Genomic DNA, 11,372 nt, shown 5'->3' on the forward strand with positions numbered 1-11,372 from the left:
GCCGTAGGTGCCGGTGCCGTTCAGCTGCCCGTAGGCGCAGGTGGTGGGGTAGGACTTGAACGAGCCCGACCAGATGCAGTTGCTCAAGTCGTACCACAGCTCCACCTGGTGCCACGAGGCCGCCGCGCGCTGGGCCGGCAGCTCCGCCGAGACCGTCGACGGAGCGGGCGCCGCCGCCGCCGAGCCCGCGCCCAGCACCCCCGTGAGGCCCACGGCCGCCGCGATGGCGACACCGGTGGCCAGGTTCTTGACCTTCATCGTTGTTCCCCTCTCAATCATGCGTACAGGTCCCAGATCGCCGGTGAACTGCCCAACCGGTAGGAGCAGAGGTAGGTGGTCCACCAGCCGTTCAAGATCCCCCGGTAGCCGGCCAGGTCGCAGTCGTAGTGGTTGCTGTAACCACCACGCCAAGCGAACGCACCGACCACGTCGGCCGACCGCTGGGAAGCGCCCGCCGCCGTCGCGGCGGCGGTCTCGGTCCGGGCTTGGGTCTGGGTCTGAGCTTGGACCTGGGCTTGGGGCTGAGCCTGGGCCTGGGCCGCGGCAGGCCCTCCGACCAGGGCCGCGACCGCCAGTCCACCGACCAGCGCCAGGCGCACCTTCCTCCCGATCACCTGTCCTCCCCTCGTCGACCCGCGTTCCGGGCGTTGACCAAGAGCTTCGCGAAGGGGACAGGGCCCGGACATCCCTGAACTCAGGGAGATCCGCCCACCCACCGCTGCCGCCTATCGCCCTGCCACCTCCGCCCTGCCCATCTCCGCTCTGCCCATCTCCGCCCTGCCCATCTCCACCTGCCCGAAGCAGCGGCGGGTCGTGGCCCGTGCGGTCCGCCGGTTCCACGTGGTCGGCCTCGGGACGAGCCGCTGAATGGCGGTACTCCTCCGGCTGGGTGACGATGGGTGCTGGCCCGGAGCGGCGCACCTGGTCGTGCTCGGGCGGTGAGACCCGGACGAAAGGCGACCACGACGTGCACGCCTCGACAGAGCCCTCGGACCCGCAGCAGTTCGCCCTGGACGTCGATCACCGCCCCGACGCGGTGGTGGTGTCGGTAGTCGGGGAGGTGGACGCGGTCACCGCCCCGGAACTGCGGCGCGTGCTCGACCAAGTCCTGAGCGAGCCGCCAGCCGTGGTGGTGGTCGACCTCAGGGGAGTAGCCCTGCTGGCCTCGGCGGGCCTGGCGGCGCTGATCGCCGCGCACGACCAGGCGGTACCGGAAACCAGGCTGCGGATCGTGGCCACGGACACCACACCCGCCATGCGCTCGGTCCAACTCACCGGCTTGGGTGACCTGTTGGTGGTCCACCCCACCCTGGACCAGGCGTTGGCCGCCAGTTGAACTTAGTTCGACTCGAACTTAGTTCAAGTTGAACTAAGTTCGAGACCTTCGCGACGGCAGGCCATGGTCAACTGCGCCATGGTCAACCGCGCCATGGTCAGCTGGGCCATGGTCAGCTGGGCCACAGCCGTGTCGGTCGCCGGTCTTCATCTCGGTCACCGACCTTGGCCACCGACCTTGGCCGCCGGCCTTGTCACCGGCCTTGGTCGTCGGTGTCAGTCGACGCGCCAGGAGACCAGGACTTCGCCCGCCCCCTCCCGCACTCCCGCGCACGCCCGTCGTTCCACCACCACCCCGGTCACCCGGCACATCCACTTCGCCCCACCGGTGCCGTACGCCGAGGGCGTGGTGAAGCCCCGTGACCGCAGGTGCGCCTCCACCACCGCCCGATCCCCGCCGAAAGCGACCACCCGCGAGCAACCACCGGAACCGCACACCGGGTCCACCTCGACGACCCGCACCCCGGCCGGACCGGGCACAACGCCCTCATCACCGGGCCGTGACTCGTCCAGTGCCACCAGGTCGCCCAGGGCCAGCACGAACCCGACGAACACCACCACGGCCAACGGCGCACAGCCCGGCCGCGACCGGGCCACCCGCGACCGGTCCTCCCGCGCGTCTGCCTGCCCGCTCACCCGCCCACCCGCCAACGCACCCGCCAACGCACCCACCAGCGCACCCACCACGCACACCACCCCCGCGAGCAGCGGGTACAGCCAGCACACCTCGGCCGCCGACGGCACCCACCTCCCCGACCACCCCAGGCCGTGCGGCAGCGTGAACCACGCCAGCAGCACCAGCAGCACCAAGCCCACCGGCACCCCACCCCGCCGGGACCGCCGCGGGTCGGCGCACCAGACCAGGACCGGTGCCACGCCGAACAGCGCGGTCGGCGCCACCCCCGCCGCGAACACCCCCATCGCCACCGCCGCCGACACCAACGCCACCCGCCACCAGTGCTCCACGCGGCCGATGATCGACCACCGATGTGGACGGACGGGAGGAGGGCCGTGGAGGAACCGTGCGGATCGTCCGCGGCGGGTTGCGAGACTGGGCGCCATGAGCCGAAACGGGATCGGGTTGGACGTGGCGGGTCTGGCGGCCAGGGCGAGCCGCGACGCGCGGGGCGTGCCTCCCGAACTCCTCGACGGCTACCTGGAGGACCTCGCCGAGGTCAGCACCACCGGCGTGCAGCTGGGGCCCGACCGGCTGCGGGCCCGTCACGACGTCGGGGCGCGCGCCGCCGCGCAGGGCGTCGCGCTGCGCGGTCTGGTCGACCTCTACCTCGGCGCCACCCGGCTGGCCTGGCCGTCGTTGCCGGGCGTGCGGGGTGCGACGGGCGCGGAGGCCGTCCGGGTGGTCGGCGAGGCCGTGTTCCTGGCCGCGGACATCGCCGTCACCGCGCTGGCCGAGGGGTACGAGGAGGCGCAGCGCTGGGCGGTGCGCCGCGAGGAGTCCTTCCGGCGGGAGTTCGTCGACGACCTGCTCGACGGGCGCAACCCCGGGCAGTTGGCCGAGCGCGCCGAGCGGTTCGGCCTGCGGCTCGCGGGCAGCACCGTGGTGGCGGCGGTGCGCGCCGCGGAGCCGATCGTGGACGGCGGCGAGGTGTCGCGCAACGTGGAGACCGCCCTGCACCTGAGGCTGGGCTCCCGCGACGTGCTGGTCACCACGAAGGACGGCCTGCTGGTGTGCGTGGCGCCCGAGGCCGTGGTCGAGGTGCCGGACGAGTTCGTGCGCCAAGTCGCGGCGGCCATGGGCGCGGACGCGGCCTGGCGGGTCGGGCTCGGCCGGCCGAACCCCGGGCCCTCCGGCGCGGTGCGCTCGTTCGAGCAGGCGCGCACCGCCCTGGACATCGCCGAGCGGCTCGACCTGCCCGGACCCCTGCACAAAGCCGCCGACCTGCTCGTCTACCGGGTGCTGCTGCGCGACAACGCGGCACTGGCCGACCTGGTCGACGTGGTGCTGGAGCCGCTGCGCCGGGCCCGCGGCGGCGCCGGACCGCTGCTGGACACGCTCACCGCCTACTTCGACGCCGGCCGCGTGGCCACGGCGTGCGCCCGCACGCTGCACGTCGGCGTGCGCACCGTGACCTACCGCCTCCAGCGGGTCCGGGAGCTGACCGGCTACGCCGCCGACGACCCGCACCAGGGCTTCACGCTCCAGGTCGCCGTGCTGGGCGCGAAACTGCTCGGTTGGCCCGAGGGCTTGCCGGGCTCCGGCAACGACGAGGAGTAACCGCACTGCGACTATTCGGACGAATCCGACAGCCCTTGATCCTTGTTTGCCGATCACTGGCAAGGTTCACCGTCGCGGAGTGGCCGAACGACGACGTTGTCCCGGAGGCTGCCGTGGATCAGGATTAGTGCAGGTCAGGGGAGGACCTAGGGGGAACCGGGGGAGGTTCCACGCCCGTCGGGGGAGCGGGAACCGAGGTGGTGCGCCGGAGCGCGGTGGGACGTCACACCTGCTCCGGCGCGCGGCCAAACTCCGAACCTCGAACCTCGTCCCTGCGGTCTCGCTGCGGCACCGTCCCACCTGGCCGGTGCGTCACACCGCCGTGTCCGCCGCCGTGTCCGGGCGACCGCGTCGGCGCGCCTCCTGATCGCGCCGGCGGTCCAGCACCCGCATGACCGGCGTCGCCGACAGGCCGTGCAGCACGATGGAACCGATCACCACCAGCGCCACCACCCGCCAGATCGCGCCCTCCTCGGCGAAGTGGCCCTCCTCCAACGCGTAGGCCACGTAGAACAGCGACCCCACCCCGCGCACGCCGAAGAACGAGATCGCCATCCGCTCGCGCGGCCCGGTGCCACCGCCCGCGAGGCCGACCAGCCCGGCCACCGGCCGCACCACCAGCAGCACCAGCGCCGCGAGCAGCACCTCGCGCCACCCCGTGCCCGCGAGCAGCCCGGACGCCGCCGCACCGCCCAGCAGGATGATGATCAGCACGGTGAGCACCCGCTCGACCTGCTCCACGTACTGGTGCAGCACGTGGTGGTAGTCGTGGCGGCGCTCGGCGGCCCGCACCGTGCAGGCGCACACGAACACCGCGACGAAGCCGTAGCCCTCCACCAGCTCGGCGACCCCGTAGGCCAGGAACGTCGCCGCCAGCGCCACGAACCCCTCGGCGTGCTCGGCCAGCCGGAACTTCTCCGACGGCGCGGAGAAGAACAACCGGCCCAGCAGCCACCCGACCAGCAGCCCGATGCCCAGCCCGGCGGCCAGCCGCCACACCACGTCCACCAGCACCCACTCGGGCAACCAGCCGCCCGGCGCCGCACCGGCCGCGCTGATCGCCACCGCCGCGTAGGTGAACGGGAACGCCAGCCCGTCGTTCAGGCCGGCCTCGGAGGTCAGCGCGAACCGGGCTTCGTCCTCGTCGGACTCCGGGTTCTCGGCGGGCTCGGCCACCTGGACCTCGCCGGCCAGCACGGGGTCCGTGGGCGCCACCACCGCCGCGAGCAGCACCGCCGCCGCCACGCCGAACCCGAGCAGCCCCCAGCCGAGCACGCCGACCGCGAGCATCGTCAGCGGCATCGTCACGCCCAGCAGCCGCCACGTCGTGGCCCACCGCCGCAGGCCGACGGGCCGGTTGAGGGCCAGCCCGGCGCCCATCAGCGAGATGATCACGCACAGCTCGGTCAGGTGCACCACGAGCGACCCGTGGTGGCGCGGGTCCACGTCCGGCAGCGGATCGGCCACGCCGAACGCCAGCGCGCCCGCGCCCAGGAACACCATCGGCATCGAGATCGGTGCCTTCGCCAGCAACCGGGGCAGCAGCGCCGCGGTCAGCGTGACCAGGCCCGCCCCGGCGTACAAGGCGGGGCCGAGTTCCACAGGGGTACCTCCCGGGACGTCGCGTCGGACCAGTCAGGTACCCGGGCGCTCGTCGGCAAAACACCTGAACGTGAAGGGTGCTCGTCACCTGTTCGGACCAGTGGATCCACAGAGGACAACTGTGCGTGCGGGGATGTTGCCAAACGGGGGCAGATGCCTACACTACGCCGGGCTGGGAGCGCTCCCAGAAACACCGCCGCCGGAGCGCTGCCGGCGCAGCCGCGTCGAAACCGGGTTCCAACGTCGGAAGGTCGGGACAGCAGCACATGAGAACGACACGTTCAGGCACGGCGCGTTGGCGCCGGGCGGCGGCGCTCGTCGCGGCAGCGGCGATGGCGGTGTTCGCCCACGCGGCCGTCACACCCGCCGCCACGGCGGCCCAGCAGGAGGACTGGCTGCACGTCGAGGGCAACCAGATCGTCGACGAGGCGGGCAACCGCGTCTGGCTGACCGGCGCCAACTGGTTCGGCTTCAACGCCACCGAGCGGGTGTTCCACGGCCTGTGGTCGGCGAACATCGCCGAGGTCACCAAGTCGATGGCCGACCGCGGCATCAACATCGTCCGCGTGCCGATCTCCACCCAGCTCCTGCTGGAGTGGAAGAACGGCCAGGCGGCCGCGCCCAACGTCAACACCTTCGTCAACCCGGAGCTGGCGGGCCTGAACAGCCTCCAGGTGTGGGACCACTGGCTCCAGCTGTGCGAGCGCTACGGGCTGAAGGTGCTGCTGGACGTGCACAGCGCCGAGGCCGACAACTCCGGCCACATCCACCCCGTCTGGTACAAGGGCACGGTCACGACCGAGCTGTTCTACCAGGCCTGGGAATGGGTCACGGAGCGGTACAAGAACGACGACACCATCGTCGCGATGGACGTCAAGAACGAGCCGCACGGCACGCCGAACCAGCCGCCGCGCGCCAAGTGGGACAGCTCCACCGACGTCGACAACTGGAAGCACGTCTGCGAGACCGCCGGCAAGCGCATCCTGGCGATCAACCCGAAGGTGCTGATCCTGTGCGAGGGCGTCGAGGTCTACCCGCGCGCCGGCGAGACGTGGCAGTCGCCCGACACCGACCCCGACCTGTCGCCGAACTACCACCACACCTGGTGGGGCGGGAACCTGCGCGGCGTGGCCGAGCACCCGGTCAACCTCGGCGCGAACCAGGACCAGCTGGTCTACTCGCCGCACGACTACGGCCCGCTGGTGTTCAACCAGCCGTGGTTCGACAAGCCGTTCACCAAGGAATCGCTGATCAACGACGTGTGGCGGCCGAACTGGCTCTACATCCACGAGCAGGGCACCGCGCCGCTGCTGATCGGCGAGTGGGGCGGGCGGCTCGGCCAGGACGAGCGGCAGGACCGGTGGATGGCCGCGCTGCGCGACCTGATTGTCGAGGAGGGCCTGCACCAGACGTTCTGGGTGCTCAACCCGAACTCCGGTGACACGGGCGGCCTGCTGCTCGACGACTGGAAGACCTGGGACGAGACCAAGTACGCGCTGCTCAAGCCCGCCCTGTGGCAGCACGGCGGCAAGTTCGTCGGCCTGGACCACCAGGTCCGGCTCGGCGGCGAGGGCAGCACCACCGGCATCAGCCTCGGCGAGCGCTACACCGGCGGCGACCCGGTCGACACCACGGCCCCGAGCGCCCCGTCCGCGGTGACGGTCGGCGCCACCACCTCGTCGTCGGTCGCGCTGTCGTGGCGCGCGGCGACCGACAACGTCGGCGTGGTCGGCTACGACGTCTACCGCGGCACCACCAAGGTCGGCACCGCGTCGGGCACCACCTACACCGACACCGGGCTCAACCCCAGCACCACCTACGCCTACACGCTGCGGGCGAAGGACGCGGCGGGCAACCTCTCCGCGGCGTCGGCCGCCGTGACCGCCACGACCCAGCCGGGCACGGGCGGCGGCGGTGGCGGCTGCACCGCCACCTATCGCACGGCCACCAGCTGGCAGGGCGGTTTCCAGGCGGAGGTCACGGTGACCAACACGGGCACCGCCGCCACCCGCGGCTGGAGCGTCGAACTGGCCGTCGCGAGCGGCCGGACCATCACCAGCCTGTGGAACGGCACGCTGACCGGCAGCACGGTCACCAACGCCGCCCACAACGGCTCCCTGGCGCCCTCGGCCGGCGCGACGTTCGGGTTCGTCGCCAACGGCCAGGCGACCGGCGGCGTCACCGTGGTGAGCTGCACCGCGAGCTGACCCGTCGAACCGGGCGCGGCCGGCCGGCACCCCCGACCGCGCTCGGTGCACCACCCGGGCCGGTGCGACCTCAGCCGCGGTCGCACCGGCCCTTCGCCGCCTGCCGGCCCGGTCATCTCACGACCTCTCCAGCCCGCCGTGTTGAACTAAGTTCAACCTAGCAGGGGTCATTCCCTGTCAGCCCCGCCGACCCGCAGCCGGTGGCTTACGACTCCGCCGGTCCGGCGCACTGAACAAAGTTCAACCCTGCAGGGATCGTCCCTTATCGGCGTCGGCCCGGTCGACTTACGGTCGGTCGGCTTGCGGCTCCGCCGACCCACTGGGCTGAACTAAGTGCAACTCCGCAGGAATTGTCTCTTGTCGGCCCTGCCGGCCCACGGCCCCGCCGGCCCACGGCCCTGCCGGCCTGAAGTTCGCTCGGTCCGCGGCTCGGCTGGCTTACGGCTCCGCCGGTCCAGTGAGCTGAACTAAGTGCAACTCCGCAGAGGCTGCCCCTTGTTGGCTCCGTCGGACCACGGTCCCGCCGGCCCGCCACCTCGCCACTCCGGCCGCAAGGTGTTCGTCGCCCTCCGCCCGCCTCTTCGTGCTCCTCCGCCTCTCCTCGCCGCCGCACTGGCCTGGACCTCTGCCGGAAGTTGGGCGATCCTGCCGTGGGAGCGCTCCCAAATGTGAAGTTTGTTGTTGTCTTTTGAGTGGCCATGTGGATAGATGATCGGAGCTGTGATGGGTCTCACCGCCGAGCCCGAGGAGAAACCCGCATGCGCCCTGCCCACCGGCTTTTCACCCTCCTCCTGAGCCTCTTCCTCATCCCCGCCATCGCCCTGCCCGCCAGAGCCGAGCCCGCCAGAGCCGAGCCCGCCAGAGCCGAGCCCGCCGGGGGCGACCCCGCACCGCTCGTGCACGGCCTGAAGGGCGAGTACTTCCGCATGTCCGCGCCCGGCGCGCGCGACTTCGCCGAACCCGGCGGCGCCACGCTCGACCCCGACATCAACTTCAGCGACCTGACCAGCACGTTCGCCGCCCTCACCGGGCGCACCGAGCACACCACCGCCCGCTGGACCGGCAGGCTCACCGCCCCGGCCACCGGCGACTACACCTTCCACGCCATCGGCGACAACGGCTTCCGCCTGTTCCTCGACGGCAACCCGGTGATCGACCACTGGGTCGGCGACTGGGACGTCGAGCAGCACAGCGCGCCGATCCGCCTGGAAGCCGGTCGGGAGCACGACTTCCGGCTGGAGATGTTCCAGGACGTCGGCGGCGCGAACATGTACCTGCGCTGGTCGACCCCGGCGCTGGCCAAGCAGCTCGTGCCCGAGTCGGCTTTCCTGCCGCCCGCCGACTTCCCGGTCTACCCGGTGCGGCCGACCGCCTCGCGCAACCGCCTCGAACTCGACTTCGACCGCGCGGTGACGAGCATCGGCGCGCTCACCTCCCACCTCAAGGTCGAGGTGGACACCGTCCCGTTCCCCCTGGGCAAGGCGAGCCTCGCGCGCGGCGACCGGACCAAGGTCGTCGTCGAGGTACCCGCCGCGATCCAGCGGGGCCAGCGCGTCCGCGTCACCTACGACGGCGAGGGCGGCCTGACCGTCGGCGGCGAAGCGGTGCCCGAGATCATCCGCAACGCCACCAACACCTCCACCCACCGGCTCAGGACGCCGTGGGGTGAGAAGGTGGACGCCGACCGCCCGCTGCCCGAGTACCCGCGCCCGCAGCAGGTGCGCGAGGACTGGCTCAACCTCAACGGCCCGTGGGAGTTCGCCGCCGCCACCGCCGGGCAGCAGCCGACCTTCGGCAAGCGGCTGCCGGAGCGGATCACCGTGCCGTTCCCGGTCGAGTCGCAGCTGTCCGGGCTGGAGCGGCACGAGGACCACATGTTCTACCGCCGCACGTTCACCGTGCCCGGCGACTGGGGGATCGGTCGCGGCCAGCGGCTGAAGCTCAACTTCGGCGCGGTCGACCACCACGCCCGGGTGTGGGTGGACGGCACGCTGGTCGCCGAGCACACCGGCGGCTACACCGCGTTCACCGCGGACGTCACCGACGCGCTGCGCGGCCGCGGCAAGCACGAGCTGATCGTCGCGGTCACCGACACCACCGGCGACGACCAGCCGATCGGCAAGCAGTCCCGCAGGCCCGGCGGCATCGTCTACACCCAGTCGTCCGGCATCTGGCAGACCGTCTGGCTGGAGCCGGTGCCCGACAAGGCCATCGACGACGTGAAGACCACCCCGGACATCACCGCGGGCACCCTCGCGGTCCGGGTGTCCTCCGCGACCGCGACGAACCGCGCCACGGTCAAGGTCACCGCCCGCGACCACCGCGGCAAGCGGGTCGGCGAGGTCACCGGCCGCCCCAACGCCGACCTGACCCTGCCGGTGCCCGACCCGCGCCTGTGGACCCCGGAAGACCCGTACCTCTACGACCTCGACGTCAGCCTGGTCGACGGGTCGAGCCGGGACTCCGTGGAGAGCTACTTCGGGATGCGCTCGGTCGGCGTCCAGGAGGTCGGCGGCTTCCCCAAGCTGGTGCTCAACGGCAAGCCGGTGTTCTCGCTGGCGATGCTCGACCAGGGCTTCTGGCCCGACGGCCTGAACACCGCGCCCAGCGACGAGGCCCTGCTGTTCGACCTCAAGGCGCAGAAGGACCTCGGGTTCAACGCCGTGCGCAAGCACATCAAGGTCGAACCCGCCCGCTGGTACCACCACGCCGACAAGCTGGGCCTGCTGGTGTGGCAGGACTTCGTCAACGTCAACGTCACGAACGAGACCGGGCAGCAGGCGTTCCTCACCGAGGGCCGCCGCGCGATGGAGCAGTTGCACGACTCGCCCTCGATCATCGGCTGGATCGTGTTCAACGAGGGCTGGGGCGAGTGGGACCGGGAGGAGACGGGCCGCATCGCCGAGTCGGTCAAGGCCGCCGACCCCTCCCGGGTGGTCAACGCGCACAGCGGCGTCAACTGCTGCGCGTCCAAGGGCGACTCCGGCAAGGGCGAGGTCATCGACCACCACGACTACCTCAACAACCACGCGCCGTGGCCGGACGCCACGCGGGCCGCGATGGACGGCGAGCACGGCGGGTTCACCCTCCGCACGCCCGGCCACCAGTGGCCCGGCGCGCCCGCCGTGATCTACAGCGGGGTGGCGGACAAGGCGGCGCTGACCGCGAAGTACGTGTCCAACACCGAGACCTACTACCTGGAGGGCGCGGGCGCGGAGCTGTCCGGCTCGGTCTACACGCAGGTCACCGACGTGGAGACGGAGCTGAACGGCTTCTGGACCTACGACCGGCGCGAGATCAAGGTCGATCCCGGGCCGGTGCGCGAGGTCAACCGCCGGGTGCTCGCCGCGGGCGCGGCGGCCGGGCAGCGGGTCTACCCGGGCCGCGGCACGTGGTCGCTGGACGGCGACGGCGACGACACCAGCGGCGGCGGCAACCCCGTCGCGCTCCACGGGGACGCGGCGTACGCGCCGGGCGTGCGCGGGCAGGCCCTGAGGTTCGACGGCGACGGCGACCACGCCGGGACCGCCGGACCGGTCCTCGACACGCGCGGCAGCTACACCGTGTCCGCGTGGGTGACCCTGGACGCGCTGCCGGGCAACTACGCCACGGCCGTCAGCCAGGACGGCCGGCGCACCGAGAACCCGTTCTACCTCCAGTACGGCCAGGGCAACTTCGCGTTCAGCGTGCCGGGCGGCCGGCGCGCCACCCACGCGGTGACCCCGGAGTTGGGCCGCTGGTACCACCTGGTCGGCGTGCGCGACGAGGCGGCGGGCGAGCAGCGCCTGTACCTCGACGGGCAGCGGGTGGCGACCATCCCGGCCGGGCCGGACGAGGTGAGCACCGGTCCGCTGACCATCGGCCGGGCGAAGTACGCGGGTCAGCCCACCGACTACTGGCGCGGGTCGGTGGACGAGGTCCGCGCGTTCGACCGGGCCCTCGGCGACGCCGAGGTGGCCGGGCTGCACGCGAACGGCTGAGCGGCGGGTGGG

Annotated in this window: 8 protein-coding genes; 4 read left to right on the forward strand and 4 right to left on the reverse strand. The window is 72.1% G+C overall.

Translation table 11 applies throughout. The features are described from left to right. Positions 1-258 (reverse strand): hypothetical protein (locus ACFV4N_RS32110; RefSeq protein WP_499676391.1); only part of this gene is annotated, 258 nt, incomplete at its 3' end. A gap of 17 nt (positions 259-275) precedes the next feature. Next, a complete protein-coding gene (locus ACFV4N_RS32115; RefSeq protein ID WP_499676392.1) occupies positions 276-614 on the reverse strand; it encodes a hypothetical protein in 339 nt (112 codons plus the stop codon). Positions 615-967: 353 nt separating this feature from the next. On the opposite strand from ACFV4N_RS32115, the gene ACFV4N_RS32120 reads away from it, so the two are divergent. Then, positions 968-1,336 carry an anti-sigma factor antagonist gene (locus ACFV4N_RS32120; RefSeq protein ID WP_499676393.1) on the forward strand — a complete coding sequence of 123 codons (369 nt, stop codon included), beginning with the start codon at positions 968-970 and terminating at the stop codon, positions 1,334-1,336. A 215-nt stretch (positions 1,337-1,551) separates the two neighbouring features. On the opposite strand, the gene ACFV4N_RS32125 is transcribed toward ACFV4N_RS32120, so the two are convergent. Further along, positions 1,552-2,301, reverse strand: a complete 750-nt coding sequence (locus ACFV4N_RS32125) for a hypothetical protein (protein ID WP_499676394.1) — start codon at positions 2,299-2,301, stop codon at positions 1,552-1,554. Positions 2,302-2,395: 94 nt separating this feature from the next. On the opposite strand from ACFV4N_RS32125, the gene ACFV4N_RS32130 reads away from it, so the two are divergent. Next, on the forward strand, positions 2,396-3,571 hold the full coding sequence (locus tag ACFV4N_RS32130) for a PucR family transcriptional regulator (protein ID WP_499676395.1): 1,176 nt from the start codon (positions 2,396-2,398) through the stop codon (positions 3,569-3,571). Positions 3,572-3,883: 312 nt separating this feature from the next. On the opposite strand, the gene ACFV4N_RS32135 is transcribed toward ACFV4N_RS32130, so the two are convergent. Further along, complete coding sequence (locus ACFV4N_RS32135) at positions 3,884-5,173, reverse strand: cation:proton antiporter (RefSeq protein WP_499676396.1); 1,290 nt, start codon at positions 5,171-5,173, stop codon at positions 3,884-3,886. A gap of 266 nt (positions 5,174-5,439) precedes the next feature. On the opposite strand from ACFV4N_RS32135, the gene ACFV4N_RS32140 reads away from it, so the two are divergent. Then, positions 5,440-7,380 carry a cellulase family glycosylhydrolase gene (locus tag ACFV4N_RS32140; RefSeq protein WP_499676397.1) on the forward strand — a complete coding sequence of 647 codons (1,941 nt, stop codon included), beginning with the start codon at positions 5,440-5,442 and terminating at the stop codon, positions 7,378-7,380. Between the two features lie 758 nt (positions 7,381-8,138). Continuing rightward, positions 8,139-11,360: a LamG-like jellyroll fold domain-containing protein gene (locus ACFV4N_RS32145; RefSeq protein WP_499676398.1), complete on the forward strand. Its 3,222-nt coding sequence runs from the start codon at positions 8,139-8,141 to the stop codon at positions 11,358-11,360. Positions 11,361-11,372 lie beyond the last annotated feature (12 nt).

Origin of the sequence: Actinosynnema sp. NPDC059797 (assembly GCF_042732085.1) — a bacterium.
Classification (GTDB): domain Bacteria; phylum Actinomycetota; class Actinomycetes; order Mycobacteriales; family Pseudonocardiaceae; genus Actinosynnema.

Excerpts from the sequence above, each read along its gene's own strand:
- ACFV4N_RS32130 (WP_499676395.1), top strand. The coding sequence starts at position 2,396 with ATGAGCCGAAACGGGATCGGGTTGGACGTGGCGGGTCTGGCGGCCAGG.
- ACFV4N_RS32140 (WP_499676397.1), top strand. The coding sequence starts at position 5,440 with ATGAGAACGACACGTTCAGGCACGGCGCGTTGGCGCCGGGCGGCGGCG.
- ACFV4N_RS32145 (WP_499676398.1), top strand. The coding sequence starts at position 8,139 with ATGCGCCCTGCCCACCGGCTTTTCACCCTCCTCCTGAGCCTCTTCCTC.